The sequence below is a fragment of the Novosphingobium sp. genome (genome assembly GCF_024642085.1).
Lineage (GTDB): Bacteria > Pseudomonadota > Alphaproteobacteria > Sphingomonadales > Sphingomonadaceae > Novosphingobium.
This window is the reverse complement of sequence record NZ_JAHEBV010000063.1, coordinates 15,107-32,542: the sequence shown is the minus strand read 5'-3', so window position 1 is coordinate 32,542 and position 17,436 is coordinate 15,107. Positions and strand designations below refer to the sequence as shown.

Annotated in this window: 11 protein-coding genes; 5 read left to right on the top strand and 6 right to left on the bottom strand. The window is 58.6% G+C overall.

The window, feature by feature from the left end:
• Nucleotides 1-8 precede the first annotated feature (8 nt).
• Both Q0L62_RS13165 and Q0L62_RS13160 read left to right on the top strand, forming a co-directional pair.
• A complete protein-coding gene (locus tag Q0L62_RS13165) occupies nucleotides 9-521 on the top strand; it encodes a hypothetical protein (protein ID WP_296680654.1) in 513 nt (170 codons plus the stop codon).
• On the top strand, nucleotides 521-2,116 hold the full coding sequence (locus Q0L62_RS13160) for a hypothetical protein (RefSeq protein ID WP_296680651.1): 1,596 nt from the start codon (nucleotides 521-523) through the stop codon (nucleotides 2,114-2,116). Before Q0L62_RS13165 ends, Q0L62_RS13160 begins: the two co-directional genes overlap by 1 nt.
• A 5-nt stretch (nucleotides 2,117-2,121) precedes the next feature.
• Here the strand turns inward: Q0L62_RS13160 and Q0L62_RS13155 are convergent, their stop codons facing one another.
• From Q0L62_RS13155 to Q0L62_RS13145, 3 genes are read right to left on the bottom strand one after another with little or no spacing between them, the layout of a single operon-like run.
• Nucleotides 2,122-2,805: a Crp/Fnr family transcriptional regulator gene (locus Q0L62_RS13155; protein WP_296680649.1), complete on the bottom strand. Its 684-nt coding sequence runs from the start codon at nucleotides 2,803-2,805 to the stop codon at nucleotides 2,122-2,124.
• A 45-nt stretch (nucleotides 2,806-2,850) separates the two neighbouring features.
• Nucleotides 2,851-4,320 carry a glycerol kinase GlpK gene (locus Q0L62_RS13150; RefSeq protein ID WP_296680647.1) on the bottom strand — a complete coding sequence of 490 codons (1,470 nt, stop codon included), beginning with the start codon at nucleotides 4,318-4,320 and terminating at the stop codon, nucleotides 2,851-2,853.
• Nucleotides 4,317-5,828 (bottom strand): SLC5 family protein, encoded by a 1,512-nt coding sequence (locus Q0L62_RS13145; protein ID WP_296680644.1) that lies wholly within the window; start codon nucleotides 5,826-5,828, stop codon nucleotides 4,317-4,319. The genes Q0L62_RS13150 and Q0L62_RS13145 overlap by 4 nt, the downstream gene beginning before the upstream one ends.
• A gap of 140 nt (nucleotides 5,829-5,968) precedes the next feature.
• Between Q0L62_RS13145 and Q0L62_RS13140 the strand changes: the two genes are divergently transcribed.
• The 3 genes from Q0L62_RS13140 (at nucleotide 5,969) to Q0L62_RS13130 (ending at nucleotide 9,026) form a co-directional block, all read left to right on the top strand.
• Nucleotides 5,969-8,101: an alpha-galactosidase gene (locus tag Q0L62_RS13140; RefSeq protein ID WP_296680642.1), complete on the top strand. Its 2,133-nt coding sequence runs from the start codon at nucleotides 5,969-5,971 to the stop codon at nucleotides 8,099-8,101.
• Nucleotides 8,102-8,312: 211 nt separating this feature from the next.
• Entirely contained in the window at nucleotides 8,313-8,576 is a 264-nt protein-coding gene (locus Q0L62_RS13135; RefSeq protein WP_296680640.1) for a hypothetical protein, read from the top strand.
• Nucleotides 8,577-8,888: 312 nt separating this feature from the next.
• The gene (locus tag Q0L62_RS13130; protein WP_296680639.1) at nucleotides 8,889-9,026 is read left to right on the top strand and encodes a hypothetical protein; all 138 of its coding nucleotides are present in this window, start codon (nucleotides 8,889-8,891) and stop codon (nucleotides 9,024-9,026) included.
• An 11-nt stretch (nucleotides 9,027-9,037) separates the two neighbouring features.
• On the opposite strand, the gene Q0L62_RS13125 is transcribed toward Q0L62_RS13130, so the two are convergent.
• The 3 genes from Q0L62_RS13125 to Q0L62_RS13115 form a co-directional block, all read right to left on the bottom strand.
• Nucleotides 9,038-9,433, bottom strand: a complete 396-nt coding sequence (locus tag Q0L62_RS13125) for a recombinase family protein (protein WP_367183294.1) — start codon at nucleotides 9,431-9,433, stop codon at nucleotides 9,038-9,040.
• Nucleotides 9,434-9,726: 293 nt separating this feature from the next.
• Nucleotides 9,727-13,926, bottom strand: coding sequence for a glycosyltransferase (locus Q0L62_RS13120; protein ID WP_296680635.1), 4,200 nt, complete (start codon nucleotides 13,924-13,926; stop codon nucleotides 9,727-9,729).
• Nucleotides 13,926-16,709, bottom strand: coding sequence for an FkbM family methyltransferase (locus Q0L62_RS13115; RefSeq protein ID WP_296680633.1), 2,784 nt, complete (start codon nucleotides 16,707-16,709; stop codon nucleotides 13,926-13,928). The genes Q0L62_RS13120 and Q0L62_RS13115 overlap by 1 nt, the downstream gene beginning before the upstream one ends.
• Nucleotides 16,710-17,436: the final 727 nt, after the last annotated feature.

Sequence of the window (17,436 nt, the reverse complement as noted above, 5' to 3'; positions counted from 1 at the left end):
GAGACGTCATGATGGAAGCCAAAACGGTGGAATGCGCGGCCGAGTATTTGCCATCGCTGGATCAGGAACTGGACACACCTGACCAGGTCAGCGTGAAGCTGGACATCAAAATCCACGGCGGCACGCTCAACTTCATAATGATCGACACCACGCCTTGGCCAGAGGGAAGCGATGGCCGTGCAGTGACGACCGATGCCGATGGCAACACGTGCCTGGTAGTAGAGCGCCGTCAAGATCGCATTTTCACCTTCGATCTCAGTCCCGATTGGCGTTGGACGTTCGATACCAAGGCCAATTCGGCCGGCGCGCCATTGACTTTCAAGCGGGGCGATGCCCGCCTTTACAGGGTGACCGACGTTACCGAAAAGCAGCTTGTTATCCATGCCAAGGCCCGTCCCAATATGCCAACTGGCGGAGCTCGCGATAATTTCAATCTGTATGTCCTGATGGACCAGGACAAGGGCGAGGCGATCCCCCTGCGGATTGACCCAACTACCGACAACCCACCTGATCATCCTTGATGCCGACAACGCTTCCCGCCATTGCCGCGCTGGTTCGCGCAGGTGCTGTCGAACGGGCGTGGGACCTGTTTGTGGACAACGGCTATGGCGCACGCAGTGACGATCCAGCGGCACTGACCGTTCGTGGGCGCCTGCTGAAAGCCCGCGCACGGTTAGCCCGTGACACTGATCAGGCCGGGCTGTTTGCCGGCGCGGCAGAAGCCTACAGTATGGCCCATGCCTTTGGCCCGGCGCCGTATCTGGCAATCAATGCAGCCACCTTGCATTTGCTGGCCGGCGACGAGCCGAAGGCGCAAGCTGAGGCACGCAGTGTGATCGCGCTGCTTGATGGAGCCGAACAGCCGGCAGACACTCCATATTTTCTCGCCGCCACCCGCGCCGAAGCCGCCTATCTGCTTCGCGACAAGAGCGCAGCCGAAGCCGCCATGGTCGAAGCGGCGGCCCATGATCCCGATGGCTGGCGCGACCGTGCGACTACAATTGGTCAGTTGCGCGAAATCGCTGATGTGCGGGGCGAGGATCCATCTTGGCTTGATCGCTTTGCCCCGCCAGCCAGCCTTCACTTTGCTGGCCACATGGGCCTTGCTTCGGGGCGCGAAGGCGAAACGGCTTTAGCCGCCGAGGTCGACGCGCTTATCGTGCAGGAACGTATCGGGTTTGCCTGGGGCGCACTGGCAGCCGGCTGTGACATCGTCATCGCCGAGCGGTTGCTTGCGGCGGGCGGAGAGCTGCATGTAGTCTTGCCTTGTGAAGCCGAACTATTCGAAAACCAGTCCGTCGCACCCGCTGGCGAAGCTTGGCAGGTGCGTTATCGCGCGCTGCTTGCCCAGGCTGCTTCGTTACGAGTGGCCGCTGGCGATCCCGGCGCCGTCCACGATCCTATCGCCACTGCCCACGCCGGTGAACTGGCTATCGGCGCGGCGTTGCTTAATGCCCAGGCACTGAATGCGGCAAAATGCCAGCTGATCGTAACTGACGTCAACGGCGGCGGCCGCAACACTGCGCGCCAGGCGCGGATGTGGTTTCCTGCAGCGGGCCCCCAGCTCCACCTGACAATCGATCGCGACGCTGACAGCCAGACGGTTTATCCGCCGGAACGCAATGATCCAGACCGCAAGCTCGTCCTTCATGCGGTGATTACTCTGCAAGATCTGCTGCGGAGCAAATCCCTTGACAGCGAAGCAATCAATCAACGGATCGCCCCGGTTGTCACTGCCTTGGCAGGGATTGACCGCGCACGCATCCGGGCCGCTCCCGGCCGCTGGGAATTGTCTGTCGAAGATCTTGACGCAGGGTTATCGGCCCTGCACGAAGTACAAGCGCACTGCAAAGCCGCAGGAGCGGAAATGCCGTCGGTTGGCGCACACATCGCGATCGCCAGTCTTGTCGCGGATCCGGCAAGCGGCAGCCTAGTCCCTTATGGACCAGGCATGGAACTGGCGGCACGAATGCAGGCGATGGCTCCGCCGGGATTAACCCTGATCAGCGACGCTCTGGCCGTGACCATGGCGGCCCATGGGCTTTCAGGCGTGCGCAGCGAACTATATCATCTTGGCGATCGCGATACCGGCGGGGCGGTCCACGTCCTGCTGTAGCCGGTTCAGTACACAATTTCCTGGAGCCGGTGCGGTGCCACAACCTGCAAGCCGCCTTCCACCCGACGGACCAAGCCGCGCTTTTCCAGCTGTGAGATCGTCCGCGATACGGTTTCGCGGGTTGATCGTACGCTTAGCGCCAATTCAGACATGACCGGCATGGGCCTGATCGTGCGATCGGGGCTGAACGCCGATCGGCGCAGGAGTTCTGCACTTATCCGGCCGCTGACGGACAGCAGCGTGCTTTCCACCATGCGCCGGCGAAGCGCCTCCAACCTGGAGGCAAGCTGCCGGTTTATGGCGCGCGCGACCGCGCTGTAGCTGTCCATCAGCCGGACCAACGAAGCCGTAGTGAAGTGCGCGCCGCGCCCTTCACTGACGGCTTCGGTCTGGGCCGCGCCGCTTTCGTCTGCGCCCATGAGCGATCCGTAGAGATCGCCTTGCCCCAGGATCATCAACTGCAAAACTGACCCATCCTGACCGTAAGCTACCTCTTGGGCGCTGCCCGCCATGATCAGGGTTGTTTCGTCGCGATCAGCCAGAGGCCACAGCACGGCACCTCGGGGATGCGCGGTTTCATGCGCGAAAGCTTCTATCGTTGCGGCCAGGTCGCCGTCACACGCAAAGGCTTCCGCAATCGCCTGCAGCGCATGTAAAGCTCCCGCGTGCCGTGAAACCCCCGTTGCCATCAGCAGCGCGATAACAGCTTGCGCGGCAACGCAAAAGCCTTGCGATTAATTCAGAACGCGGGCCATTGCATCGGCCCAGCCGTCTAGCCGTATCCGCCGGGACGACGGGTCAAGAGCGGGCATAAAACGCTGCACGCTGCGGCGCATCGCCGCAGCTTCATGGAGTGAAGAATAAATCCCTGCCCCAACACCGGCCAGCATGGCGGCGCCCATTGCCGTCGTTTCGATGAAGTGTGGCCGTTCAACCGCGATATCCAGCATGTCGGCTAAATCCTGAGCCATCCAGTCATTTGCCACCATGCCTCCGTCGATGCGTAATTCGCCCCAATCGGCTCCGTCGGCAGCAAAGGCGGTCTTGAGGTCGTTAGTCTGGTGGGCCATCGCTTCCAAAGCAGCCCGCGCGACATGTGCCTTGGTTGAGGAAAAGCTCAACCCGCAGATCAAGCCGCGCGCATTGGGCATCCAGTGCGGCGCGCCCAGCCCGGACAAGGCTGGCACAAGATAAACCCCGCCATTGTCGCTAACGCTGCGCGCCAGCGGTTCGGTGTCAGCTGCTGCTGCGATCAGTCCCAGGTCATCGCGCAACCACTGCACCAGGCTGCCTGCCACAAAGACCGACCCTTCCAGCGCATAGTGCCGCTCGCCGGCCAGCTGCCAGCAGATCGTTGACAGCAGGCGGTTATGCGATTGCGGCAAGCGCCGGCCAGTTTGCGTCAGGACAAAGGCACCGGTGCCGAACGTTGCCTTGGTCTGCCCTTCATCAAGGCAGGCCTGACCGATCGTCGCGGCCTGCTGATCTCCTGCCATCCCAGTGATTGCGATTGGCCCGCCCAGTAATTCGGGCAGTGTGGTCCCGATTTGTCCGGCACAGTCGACAATTTCAGGCAAAATGGCGCGGGGAACGCCAAACAGTTCTAGCAAGCCGTCATCCCAACCGCTCGATCCGATCGCCATCAGGGCGGTGCGCGATGCGTTGGTCGCATCGCTGACATGCGCGCCGCCAGTCAGCCGGAACACCAGGTAACTTTCGATCGTCCCCACCGCCAGATGCTCGCCAGCATCCGCCAGTCGCGGCCAGTTCTGCAGCGCCCAACCGATCTTCGATCCGGAAAAATAGGGGTCGAGCAACAGGCCGGTCTTCGCCTGGACCAATGGCTCTTGGCCTGCAGCTTTAAGCGCCTCGCATCGATCAGCCGTGCGCCGGTCCTGCCAGACGATGGCCGGAGCCAAGGGGACTCCGGTACGGCGGTCCCAGAACACCACGGTTTCACGCTGGTTGGTAATACCGATCCCGGCGATCCGTTCCGATCCTCCAGCCTTGGCCACCATTGCGCGGGCACAGGCCAGTGTCTGCTCCCAGATCTCGTGTGCGTCATGTTCAACAAGACCGGGCGCAGGATAATACTGTGTCAACGCGCGCTGCTCTGATCCCAGGCACTCGCCGCCGGCCCCGAACAGCATAGCCCGGACAGAAGTAGTCCCTTCATCAATTACCAGAATTGTATCGCCGTTCACGCCGCTGCCGCTCCTTTGGCGAATATGAATTGCGCCCGGTTGCCAAAGGCTAACCGGTTAACCGCCAGCGCAACCCCGACCGAGGCGATCAGCACCATAAGCATCACGTCGATATAGTGCAGCGCCGGCACGCCCCAGGCTTGATAAGCAGTCTGCCCAGGATAAAGTGTGTCAGGCTTGTACAGCACAAAGTTGTGCAGCGCATAGCAGCCCAGGCCAAAAACAAGTCCAGCAATCGCCGCACGCGCATCAACATTGCGGAACAGCAGCCCGGCGATGAAGGTCGACAGAATCGGCATGGACAAAAGCCCGTTAAGTTCCTGCAACAGGTTTATGATGCTTTTAGCGCCTTGGAACACCGGCACGAGAGCGATGGTCGTGACCATCAATATCGCTGACGCAATTGCAGCAAGCCGCCATTGATCCGTCGCTGCATTGACGAACTTGTTGTGAAAATCGACGGTGTAGAGAGCTACCGAGCTGTTCAGGATCGCCGCCGTATGGCCGACCACCGCTGCTGCCATCATTGCCGCGAACGCGCCCGACAGCCAGCCGGGCAGAACATGGGCGACAATTCGGCCGTAGCTTTGATCGCCCAATGGGCCAAACAGCTTATAAGCAACAACGCCCGGAATGACGACTATGGCGGGGATGATCAGGATGCGCACCACTGCAGCGGCGATCACGCCCCGCTGCGCTTCACGCACGGTCGGAGCGGTCATCGCTTTTTGCGTGATGTTTTGGTTGGTCGACCAATAGAAGATCTGGATGAACAGCATCCCGGTGAACAGCGTGTGAAACGGGATCGGCGAATCCACTGCCCCCATCATCGTCGTGCGTTCGGCTGGTACTCCGGACAGGTCGAAGCCAATCGCCTGCAAAGCAAGGAAAACGATCAGCAGGGCCACCGCCAGCACACCGATGCCGGAAAAGGTATCCATCACGGCCACCGCGCGCAGCCCGCCAGTGATCGTATAGATGGCCGCCAGCACTGTCATCGGCACGGCAAACCATAGCAGCGGCCAATCGACGCCGAACATTGATTTGAGGAACAGGCTTCCCGAATAAACCGCCGCCGGCAGGTAAATCACCACGTTGCCGATAAGGAACAGCAGCGAAATGACCGTGCGAACTGCGCCGCCATTGTAACGCTGTTCCAACAGTTCGGTCACCGTCGTGCACTGGTTACGATAGTAGATTGGCACGAACACGAACGCCAGCATCATCAGCCCGACAAACCCGGCCAGTTCCCACCACGCCAGCAGGAACATCTGGTTGCCGTTCATCCCCACCAGCTGTTCTGTCGAGAGGTTCGTAATTGTGATCGATCCCGCGACGTAAATCCAGCTCAGGCCGCCGCCAGCCAGGAAAAGTTCCCGGTCAGCGCCCTCTCCGCTGCGCTCTGCCGAACCGGTGCCATGCACTTTCCACCATGTAAGGATGCCGATCAGCGCAGTCAGTGCCGCGAATACCCCGATCTGTATGCTCAGTCCGCCTGAACCCGACATTCCATGCTCCCCCCTTAGCAGCGCGCTCTTCCCAGCGGCTTGCGCGCAAGCTAGTCGCAGGACGCGGGAATACAAGCTTGCATAATCCCGTGGGGACGTTCAGCAATCGATTGTTATCAGGACTGATAGCGGAGTTGGCGATGGACACTTTTCGTATCGATGGAGGCTGTGTAAGCTTGGTCCTCTCATGTGCAAAAAACGCGCCACCATCGATAATCTACTGGGGCCCGCGTCTTGGCCGGGCGACTTCAGCTGACGATCTGACCCGACTGACGATCCAGCAAGGTGCGCACGGCTCACCCGGTACCAAAATCGTCCCGTCGCTCGCGCATGAACCGGGCATCGGCTTGCTCGGTCCAACCGGTATCGGTGCTCACCGCGGCGGCCGCGATTGGGGAAGTGTGTTTGCAGTCCGCGATGTGCGCTTGATCACAAATGGGCTGGAACTGGCTTGCCACGATCCTGCTACCCGGATCGCGCTCGATTACGTGTTTTCCCTCGACCCGGAAACAGGGGTGTTGAGCCTGGCGGCCACCCTGACTAACACTGCCGATGCGCCGCTCGATCTGACAGAAATGGCCACCGCAATCCTGCCGCTCCCTCAGCATATCGACGAAATCGTCGGCTTTACGGGGCGGTGGACGGGCGAATTCCAGCGCGAACGCTTTGCCCGTCATGCTGGCACCTACCTTCGCGAAAACCGCCGGGGTCGCACCTCGCACGACAGTTTTCCCGGCGTCATCCTGTGCACCGGCGAAACTACGGAATGTGCTGGCGAGGCCTACGCCCTGACCCTGGCGTGGAGCGGCAACCACCGCGTACGCGTCGATACCATGTCCGATGGCAGTTTTTTTGCTTCGCTTGGCGCACTACTGCTGCCGGGCGAAATCTGCCTCGCCCCGGGCGAAAGTTACGTATCGCCCGTGCTGATTGCGGCTTATGCCGACCAGGGCTTCAGCGCACTCAGCCAAGCGCTTCACAGCCATGTGCGCAGTGCCGTCCTTACACCGGCGATGCAGGCCAAGCCCCGGCCGGTGCATTACAACACCTGGGAGGCGGTGTATTTCGACCACGATATGGGCCGGCTCAAGCTGCTGGCTGACCGGGCAGCGGCAATCGGGGTAGAACGTTTCGTACTCGACGACGGCTGGTTCGGCAGCCGCCGGGACGATACGTCAGGCCTGGGTGACTGGATCGTATCGCCGCAAGTCTATCCCGAAGGTCTTGGCCCGCTGGTCGATCATGTCACCGCACTCGGCATGGAAATGGGCATCTGGTTTGAACCCGAAATGGTCAACCCCGACAGCGACCTTTACCGCGCCCATCCTGATTGGGCTTTACGTGTGCCGGGCGTGCGGCAGATCGGTTATCGCGATCAATACGTCCTCGACATCAGCCGGACAGAAGTGTCGGATTACTTGTTCGGACAGATTGACGCAGTCCTTTCGGATTACGCAATCTCATACATCAAGTGGGACATGAACCGCGACCTCAACCATCCCGGAGGGCATGACGGCACCCCCCGCTCCCACGCGCAGGTGGGCGCGCTTTACGCTCTGCTTGACCGGATCCGCGCCAAGCATCCCGATGTGGAAATCGAAAGCTGCGCGTCCGGTGGTGGGCGGACCGATTACGGCGCGCTGGCTCATACTGACCGGGTCTGGACATCGGACAGTAACGACGCGATCGACCGCCAGGCGATCCAGCGCGGCGCTAGCTATTTTCTCCCGCTCGAAGTCTTGGGCGCACATGTTGGCCCGCGCCATTGCCACGTTACCGGACGCAAGCTGCCTATGGCGATGCGCGCCGCAACCGCGCTGATGGGTCACATGGGTCTGGAGCTTAACCTGCTGACCGAGCCGGGGCATGAGCTGGAGGAGCTCCGCGGTGCGATCAGTCTCTACAAACAATACCGTGCGCTGCTCCACACCGGGCGTTTCTTCCGGCTAGACACCCCGTCACACGCCAACGCAGTCGGCGTGGTCGCGAAAGACCAAACCGCTGCACTGTTTTCTTACGCCTATCTTGCCAGCAACCCCAGGGTCATGCCCGGGCGCCTGCGCTTTGTCGGCCTCGACCCGGATAGTTCCTACCGTTTGCGCCTGGTCTGGCCCCAAGGATGGACCTCTGTACACCCGCCGTCGATCAGCGAAGCGCTCGACCTTACCGAAAAAGGCGCGCTGTTCACCGGCGACGCTTTGATGAAAGCCGGCTTGCAACTACCTCAAGCGCGGCCCGAAACAGTCCTGCTGTTCAGCCTGGAAAACGCATGAAACGCTTATTGCGAAGAAATGGTGCCCAGAAGAGGGCTCGAACCGTGAGAGTCGGATGAAGGTTGACGGTCAACCTTGGCGATGTCGGGTGCGTCTTCGTTTGTCATCAATTCAGCGTTGCACAGATCGGCGGGGCGTCAACCTTTGCCTTATTCGAGACGGTGATGCGTGAGACAAATCTCAACCATATGAATGGGCTTCGGAGTGTCCGATGGGATTATGGGATGGTCTGTTTGGTCGCTCGAAGGAGCCTGTGAGAATTGAGGGTGAAGATGATGTTCGTCCTGAGTTGATGGAAGTAACCCAAGGAGCAGTAGCTTCGATTCTGGTCCAGAACTTCATGATAATGGAGTTAGAGCCGAAGTCTGTTCCATTATCCGGTTCGACAGGAAGCTTCCGATCTAGCGGTTATCTTGTGGGCCTGACCGAAGCTGTGCTTGGTCAGTTTGATGCGATGAGCCCCACCAAAGCCTAGTTCATAACCGCACTCTCGACTATCTTTGCGATGACCTACCACAGGCGTGACGGGAGTTTCGCGCGCGACACGATAGACAAGTTTCAGGCTCACGATCCTTAGGCGATGGATCGCTTCAACCTAACCTATCGCGATGTCGAGTCCGACTTTATCCCGCCAACCGTTCGCTATCCCGACGGGCTTCTGGCTACTAAACAGCGGTGATGAGAACGCGATCCGCTATAACCTTGACGGCTGTTGAGTCGATCAAGTTGACTCAGGTCGTCAGCAAGATGATGGCCGTGCCCGAAGGCACGACCTCATCCCCCATCGATGTCTGTGCATATCGAAACCGAGGATGGTTGTGCAGGTGGGCTGGATCGGCGGCTCGGGGAGCTTCAGTGTGCGGCGGTGCTGGATGATCAAGCTGGCGACTTTAGCGACAGTGCCGATAACAGTCAGGAACGCTAAGATGACGGCAATTATGAGGCCGGGATCGGACATTCATTTCTCCTATGCAATGCCCGCATTTTAACCCTTTGCTGTCTTCGATTTACGAGAAGAGGGGCGCACCGCGATGCACCGCGGATATCCACCATCGACCCGGCAAGCCAGAGGAAGCCAACCCCGGCCCCTTTCACCGCATGCAGAATGCTCAACAGGTCGCGAGGATTGCGGGCAAGGTGATCTGTTGCAGTCACCATCACCACGTTACCATCGTCAAGCGCGCCGATCGCGCGCTTGAGCTGGGGCCGCTCGGCCGTCGCTCCGCCGATCTTCTCGCGGTAGATTTTGACAAACCCGCCAGCGGTGGGCTGGGCAATCTGTTGGGCCAAGTCCTGGCCAATGGTTGAGACGCGCGCATAGCCGTAGATCATGATCGAAATCGTGCATGAGATTTTTGCATCAGGGAAGGGGCAGGTTTTCCTCAAGCTTCAATCTGATGCAAAAGTTTTGAGTTTTGCATCCGAGTTGTCGGGAGTATCTGCCACGCCATGCCCTCAATTCGAAAGTGCAATCGGATATCCGTGTGCCCCATCGCAATCCACACCCTAGCACCCAATGAAATAATCACAGCGCCTTCAACACTGACGCCGCCAGATCCAGAGAAGCCGAAGCAAAGATGCTGATCCGATTGCCGCGCGACAAACCAAAACAACCTAGCCCACGGCTAAACAGCGGGCGCACGACTTGTTTTTATTTCTACTCGATAATTCAGGCTGGTCTCCATGAGCAACTTTCCGTCATCGACAGCTTCGGCTGCGCGAGGGGTCAGGCTTATTCCTGTCAGTGACAAGTCGCTGCTGTCTGCGACCCAAAGCCGAATTTCTACACTTTCAGCCCGTTCGGCCATGACGTAGTCGCCCTCAACGACCCATCGGTCGCCCATGCGCGTCAATGGAGCAGTAAAATGCACATTGCCCCCCCCGTCCGAGACGATGTCAAAGAACTCCGAACCGTCGAGGCGAGTCGTTTCCCCTTCTGCCCTGATTGTCCAAGAACCGGCTTCAAGCGGCAGATAGTGGCCATATGCAAGGAAACCGGCCTTTGCGTTGGTGCGCATCTGTATGCCGTTGGCTATGCCGACCTGCGACAGTAACCGATGATCACTGCCCCAGAAGCGCTGGACGCCATCGGGCATCCAGCGCTGATAAGGCTGGTTGATGCGCAAGATGCAGGCAAGGAGATCATCGGCGCTTTGCGCCCAAGTCAGCCACTTTATCCGCCGTGGCTTTCCCACGCCCTCTTTGGGCTTGAGCAGGGTTTCGATAGCCCGAGCCAGAACGGCAGGATCTTTGGAATTGGGGAAGTAGCTTGCGGCATCGCCCGCCACTTCGCGAAATACCGGAATATCGCGCGCTAGCACCGGCAGCTTATAGCGAGCTGCTTCGATCAGCGGCAGTCCAAACCCCTCTCCCTGGCTTGCCGCGATCAGATAACGGCAGGCGCCATAGACCGCAAAAAGATAGTCGTCGTTGATGCCTTGAAGCCAGAAGAGGCGTTCATCAAGTTCTGGGTGGGTTTGCAGCCGGGCGATGAAATCGTCCATCATCCAGCCCGGCTTGCCAACAATAACGAAGTTGGCATCAACTCCCTTGGCCCACAACATCTCCATCGCGTCGAGCGTCTGACGAAACCCCTTGCGCGGTTCGACTGTCGCGACTGACAGGAAGGAAGGAGTTTTACGGAGCCGGGCTAGTAGGACGTCCGCTTCCGCAGGCAGGGCGTCTGAGCCGGCAGGTCCCATTTCGGGGTCACAGCCCAGATGAAACCAGTCTATTTCCAGCGGGGTGATCCGATCAGGGCCGTAATGGTCGAGCCATTCGCGATACTCGTCCGCGACGGCGCGCGAAATGCAGACTACGCCGTCAAACTCGGAGACTGTCGCCAGCCATGCATGATGGCTGGGCCGGGCGCCGGGGAAGAAATATTCGGGCGCAATCACCGGCAGCAGATCGTAAATAATGAAGCAGACCTTTACTCCCATTCGGCGCCATTCCTGCAACAGAGGCTGTTGTTGCGGCACGATGGCAGGCTGCAGGTCGAGGCCGACGAAAATGTCGCCGGTCACCGGTTCGACCATTTCGTCCTCACACCAGAAAGGCCAGATGTCGAGCATCCGGCTGGTGAATTGCCGAGCATAGCGGTAGCCAGGTCTGTTAGGTTCCGCATAGACAGGCTCGACGATATAGTCAGCCGGCGGGTTGAGCAGCCAATGGTTCAGGATTGAGCGGACTACACGTTGGATGCCCGAACCCCAATCCCGCTGGACCAATTCGGAAATGTCGACCAGCAATCTCTTGCGGCGTAGCGCCGGAGGAGCATTGCGTTCCATCGCATGCAAAAGGTTGAGCCAGTCATTCTCGCCCAATGCGCTGTCGCTTTCCGCCAGTACCCTTTCAAGGCCGGTCTGGCCGGTCTCAGCCCGCGCATAGGCCGCTTCGATGGCTCTGGCATAATCCGCTGCGCAGTTGCGTGGATTATGGTGATCGGCGATACGTGCACGGGCGTGATTGCCCATTTCCCGACGTCGGGTAGCGTCGGCATGAAGCGTTGACAACGCCTTGATCAGATCATCATCGCTGAAATCATCCGGTATCATCCACACTGCGTCAGCGTCCAGTTCAGCCATCGAGCCATTGGCATTGACGATGGTGGGCAGACCCACGTTCATGCAGTCGAGTACAGTCCCGGACGTCTCCCCACGTGAAAGGGTCCGCAACTGGACGCCGAGATCGGAAGCGGCAAGCCATTGACGAAAGCTGGTCTGATCAGCCCATCCCGTGATTTCAATCCTGCCCGCTGATCGGCCTGACCTAATGCGGCGTTCCAAGTCCTCACCATAAGTGCCAGGGTTATTCTGGCCGACAAAAATCAGGTGACAGTTAGGATTGTCTGCAAGCGGACTCTCGAGCCATGCCGACAACAGCCGGTCGTTCATCTTCATCGGGCCAAGAATGCCGAAGCTGCACACCACGAAATCGTCCTGGCCCAGCCCTAAAACCTTACGGGCGGCACCACGGTCAAGACCGGCAGCAGTCTGACGCAAATGCGGGATCAGCGCCCAGTCGTCACCCACACCGACGCCATAGTATGTCTGCGCAAGTTGACGAGAGAAATCGGCGTGGACAATCAAGCCTAACGCATGCTGCAGCACTGCTATGTTAGCGGGATAGGCCCAAACCACATCGGCCGTGTCCGCAGCCTTGAACCGATGAACGACTGCAGGCCAGCCATGCGTTTCGAACAATGCGCGCGCCCACCCGCCGGGCTCTTCGTCATATACGTCGCGGTGGGCGACAATGCCAGACAGGAAGAAATCGTGCAGCACGACCATGCCGGGATTTTGGCGCATCAGGTCGAACATATGCGAATGAAAATGAGAATTGCCGAAATGATACAGGATTCGGTCGAAGCCATGCGCATGCTGCCTAAACCAGTCGATCGACCGGAGCGGGTAGTTGGCGACGATCGCCGGATCGCTGACGCTTTCCTGGCATACAATCACGTCAATGCGATAATGTCGGGCAAGCTCGGGAAGCAGTTCGGCGCTGTAATCACTGATCCCGCTGGCTTCGGGCGGAAGCGGTGAGACATAGGCGAGCCTGGGTTTTCGAGATGAGACACAAAGACGCGGCGGACTGATGGCATATCGCCGATGCGCGGCCAGAATCGCGTCCCACGCCGCCTGAGCAGTCAAATCCCAGCTGAACCGCTTCGCCTGCTCCAGCCCATGCTGTTCCAGGTTTTCCCGCAACGCATCGTCCGTGAGCACGTTGCCGATCGCCCGGCTGATTGCGGCGATGTCATGGGGATCGAACAGTGCCTTGCTGTTGCCGATAACTTCGGGGAGGCTGGAGCAGTCGCTAGCGATCACGGCACGGCCGCACCGCATGGCCTCTAGGGCGGGCAGGCCGAACCCTTCATGCCATGACGGGAAAACAAACATCTTGCACGCCCGGTAGCAAGCGAGAAGATCATCTTCAGGAATGTAGCCGGTCAGAATAAACTCATCGTCGCCAAGCCCATATTCAGCTGCCAGCGCTGTCAGCCGATCACGGTCAGCCGGCTGGATGGAACATACGATCGCAAGCTGATGTGCACGGCGGAGGGCAGGAGACAACATGGCATAAGCCTCGATCAGCCCTTCAATATTCTTACGATGGTCGATGCCACCCGTATACATGACAAACGGACGCACCAGCCCGTAAGTCTTGCCTAGCTCCGCCCGGCGCTTGGCGCTGACCGAAGCCGGTGTGAAATAATCTTCAGCTGCGGTCGAGATGTTGACCGCTTCATCCCGCTCGGTCCCAAGCCACTCGATTGCCTCTTGGCGTGACGATTGAGAAATGGCTAGCAACAGGTCTGAATCGCGAAGACTAGCCAGCTTGCGTTCGTACCATTTGGCCAGCACGGAATTCTTGAGATAGATTGCGCTGTTGATAAGCGGAATGAGGTCATACAAAACGGTCGCAGTCGGTACGCGGGTGGTGAACCGTCCGATGCTCGAAACGACATCGTCCCCCAGCCCCTCAAAAAGCGAGGTGATAAGCACGAAATCTGGGTTGAGGCTGGCAAGGAAGTGCTCCCGCATTAGTTCGGCAGCCTCGCGCCGTGCATCGCACTGAGGATCGGCGCCGTGAACCGGACCTGCCAGATGCATGATCCGGATTGCCTCGGGCGGCAATACGTCCCTAAGCGACCGGCGCAGAGGTTCGATGGTATCCGGGAACAGGGCACTCAGCACAACGATAACCTCGTGCTCGCCCCTCAACCGGGCCAGTCCCTGCGTCAGAGACAGACAATAGCGGCCAATGCCCCGATTGCGGTTGGATCCCTGCGCACCCTGTAGATCGACGACCAGACGCATCAGGCGTTCCCCCCTTCCACACCGGGCGTTCGCATACGCTGCAATATCTGCCTCGCCTGAGGCCCCAGGAGTCCAGCATCGATCTTGTGTAGCGTTGGTGCAGCTGCTGTCTGCTCCGCCCGCTGTCTTTCCAAGTGACGATCAAAGCTTGCCTGCGCAGTGGTGGAATCCATGTTGGCCTGTCCGCCTTGAATCTGCTCGCGCATCGCGTCCATTGTCTGCATAATTTGACTCTGGTCGCGAGCGTCGTGACGACCGATGCGAAACGCGTTCGCTTCGCTTTCAATATTTCTGATCCGCTGTTCCCAACGTCTCCGACCGAACCAGCGCCACCATTGCCGGCTATATTGATGAATTTTAACGAGACGCTCCAGTTCATAGGGTAATGACCGATGTTCGACAGCCTCGATGGATGCAGCGACATCAGCCTCAACTGCTGCACGGCTCTTGCGTTGAATCAAATTCCCATAATGCGCGAGACCCTGGGGGTCCGCCCTGCGCCCCAAATAGCTCTGGTAGAGCCATTCAATAAATTCCGTATCGCTGCCTTGCTTACGTTGCATGCCACGATGACTGTCGGCCTCGGCCGACTGATGAATCTCTGCGATCATTGGGATCCGGCCGCATCCCAGACACAGTGACCGTTCACGGGCTTTTTGTTCAGATGATGAAGGCGCGCGGCCCAACAATAGTTGGAAGCTTCGATGGACAAAATCAGGTGCCGGGAGCGAAAGCAGGTCAACAACGGACTGAGAAGGCTGAAATGTAATGGTCATAACTTCCTGGGGTTCGGCATGGCCGATTGGCAAAGAAACGGCGCTAAAGACCGAAGCCAGTGCCGGCTCGGGCGAAGGTTGATCAATTATCTTCTCACGTAGGATCCAACGAATGGGAGTGGCAAGGATCCAGCTTCGGCTGTTGATGACAGAACGCATGCGATCTTCACTATGGCTAAGTCGCGTCGCAAACGCTTCCTTTTCCGCACGCGCCGCTAGGGCCGTTTCTTGCTCTTGCCGCTCTAATTCGACAATCCGGAGCTGCGCTGATCTTTCTCGCTCGATCGCCGCGTCAGTGACGCGGGCAATTTCACCTCGAAATGCCTCGGCCTGCTCCAGTATCTCGGCATGATGAGATAGCGCCCGCTCCGTTACCAAATGTTCGGCGGCCACAATCCGGTCATGAGCATCGACCAGCAAACGCTGACTTTCAGCCCGCTGGCGTTCGGTATCCCCGCGCAGCTGTTCTGCATCGTGTTCCGCTTTAGCCCGAAACCGTTCCAGCGCTTGGTGCATTTGATCCCGAATTGCGCGTTCCTGCATTACCGCAGCCTCACGCACCCCGTCCAGAGCACGCTGTGTCTTATTCACCTGCGCTAAGGCTGCAGCGACGCGGTCTTCTGATGTCAGTAATTCAATGCGTTCTTCAGCCAGACGTGTTTCAAGGCGAGCTGCTTCTATCGCAACAGCGCGATTGACCGCCTCCTCGCGCTGAGCGAATAGTTCCCGCTCTCGCCTGGCCATTGCGTCGCGCAAACTCTCGATCCGATCGCGAGCGGCGGCGAGATCACGTTCCAGCGCCGCAACTTTTACATCCGCCTCGTGCGTAAAACGCCGGACATCACGCTCACCAGCAGCGAGCAAATCGGCTTCGCGCTGAACCGCGGCATTCAGCTTGCCTTGAAGATCGGCTCGCAGCATAGCTTCTTGCTTGCTAGCTTCCAGCCTGTTGCTCGTTTCGGCGGCGGCAACCGCCCGAAGTTTGTCAAGCAGGCTCGTCAATTCAGCCTCACGGGCCGAAGCCTTAGCAAGGTCGCTTTCCGACGTAGCACGCAGTGCTGCAATCTGCTGTTCTAGGCGAGCCTTATCCGCTGCCGCTGCGATCGCACCATCCCGCTCCCGCTCCCGCAGATCGGCCAGTCCGGCATCTGCCGTGTGTCGCACATCGGCGATAATGTGCTCGGCATCGATTCGAGATTGTTCGATGAGCGCTTCTGTTTCCGAGCGCATGTCCACAAGGCGCTTTTCTAGTGATGCTACCGTCCTTTCAAGCACCTCGATATCCGCTTGGTGCAACTGCTGGACAATAATCGCATGATCGGAAAGAGGATCGAACTGAAACCCGTCGAAAATATTAGGGGGGAGCGCAAAATGATCGTCCAACGCGCTATGCGCATCGTTGATGTAGAAGCGATTGAGTCCATCATAATAAACAAAATGATAGCCTTTGGCGAGGATGAGTTCTTCCCAGGCTTCATGGCTGGGCGTCTGGCTGCCGGGGAAATTGGCTTCTATTACGACGATCCATGGTCGCCGTTGAGACGTGCGCCAGCTTCCAAGCACCTCCTGTTCCATCCCCTCGACGTCAATCTTCAACCAGTGGATGTCACCCGATGGGGCAAACGCCAGAAGATCGTCGAGTGAAATCGTCGGGACAGTGATTTCCTGATATACGTGCCCGGCGGCAGCGTGAGCTTCCGCGATGTCGCGACGTCCGGTGGAAAGACCTGTGTCGGCAATTTTGAAAAAAGTGACTGCCCCGTGCTTTTCCGAGACGACTGCGGCAATAACCGTTTCGTTAGGACGGTCCGCACGCAACATGTCCGAAAATTCGGGCGTCGGTTCGATATGGATACCGCGCCAGCCATGTTCCGAAAATATCTTGCTGACCGAATCCTTGATCGGATGCTGCGCCCCGACGTCAATGAAGAAACCGGCCTCCACGTCACCAAGGGCCCGCCATAGCATGACGTCCTCAAAGTTTTGGGCGCGGGACCGGATACCCATTGAGCGACAAACTTCCTAATGATACGTCCCGTTAATCGGGTACAAGATTTGAGTAAGGCAACGGCTCAAGGCTTGCGCTGGCTTGATATATCAAAGCGCTAACGGCACCATATATTCATTTTCCCGCTATTGCGGTGCAAAGCAATGCCAAGACGCACATTGGTATTGCGCAGCACATAATATTATCCTTCCAGCATCTAGGCGATGTGTCACGCAATTCGTGGTAAGCTGTTGTCCAGTCAGATTTTCGATCTTAATGCGATCAGCCCAGGCAGGCAAACACCATTCTGGCCAGAAATTCCTGTTACTATCGCGGTCTTCATATGCGTCGTCATAAGACACAAATATCCGGCGTCAGGCCGGGCAATAGGATCCGAACGGCTTTGTCGCCGATCCTTACGCCAGATGCAACTCGAAGCGCCCGTTTTGCTGGAAGCTAAAGGCATTGGCTTTACAGCCATCATCTTCGTCAGCCCCAAGAGGGCGGGCTTAGGAAAGATCATCACCGCCCTACTGCTTGCCTCCGAACTGGCGCGGCGCCACCTATCACTGCGGTCTATGCAGACCGCAATCATTTGATCGCCGCCAGAGGTAAAAGCTCCACCCTGCCCACTAAGCCATATCAGAATAGACCGCAGCAGCGAGTTCATTCGCGCAGGTGAGGTCACCTCGGCGGCCTACGCCGATGGACGCATGTTGCGCCATGTGATCGCAGAGAATAGCAGCA

Coding starts and splice junctions, on each gene's coding strand:
- Q0L62_RS13165 (WP_296680654.1), top strand. CDS start 9: ATGATGGAAGCCAAAACGGTGGAATGCGCGGCCGAGTATTTGCCATCG.
- Q0L62_RS13160 (WP_296680651.1), top strand. CDS start 521: ATGCCGACAACGCTTCCCGCCATTGCCGCGCTGGTTCGCGCAGGTGCT.
- Q0L62_RS13155 (WP_296680649.1), bottom strand. CDS start 2,805: ATGGCAACGGGGGTTTCACGGCACGCGGGAGCTTTACATGCGCTGCAG.
- Q0L62_RS13145 (WP_296680644.1), bottom strand. CDS start 5,828: ATGTCGGGTTCAGGCGGACTGAGCATACAGATCGGGGTATTCGCGGCA.
- Q0L62_RS13140 (WP_296680642.1), top strand. CDS start 5,969: ATGGACACTTTTCGTATCGATGGAGGCTGTGTAAGCTTGGTCCTCTCA.
- Q0L62_RS13135 (WP_296680640.1), top strand. CDS start 8,313: ATGGGATTATGGGATGGTCTGTTTGGTCGCTCGAAGGAGCCTGTGAGA.
- Q0L62_RS13130 (WP_296680639.1), top strand. CDS start 8,889: ATGTCTGTGCATATCGAAACCGAGGATGGTTGTGCAGGTGGGCTGGAT.
- Q0L62_RS13125 (WP_367183294.1), bottom strand. CDS start 9,433: ATGATCTACGGCTATGCGCGCGTCTCAACCATTGGCCAGGACTTGGCC.
- Q0L62_RS13120 (WP_296680635.1), bottom strand. CDS start 13,926: ATGCGTCTGGTCGTCGATCTACAGGGTGCGCAGGGATCCAACCGCAAT.
- Q0L62_RS13115 (WP_296680633.1), bottom strand. CDS start 16,709: ATGGGTATCCGGTCCCGCGCCCAAAACTTTGAGGACGTCATGCTATGG.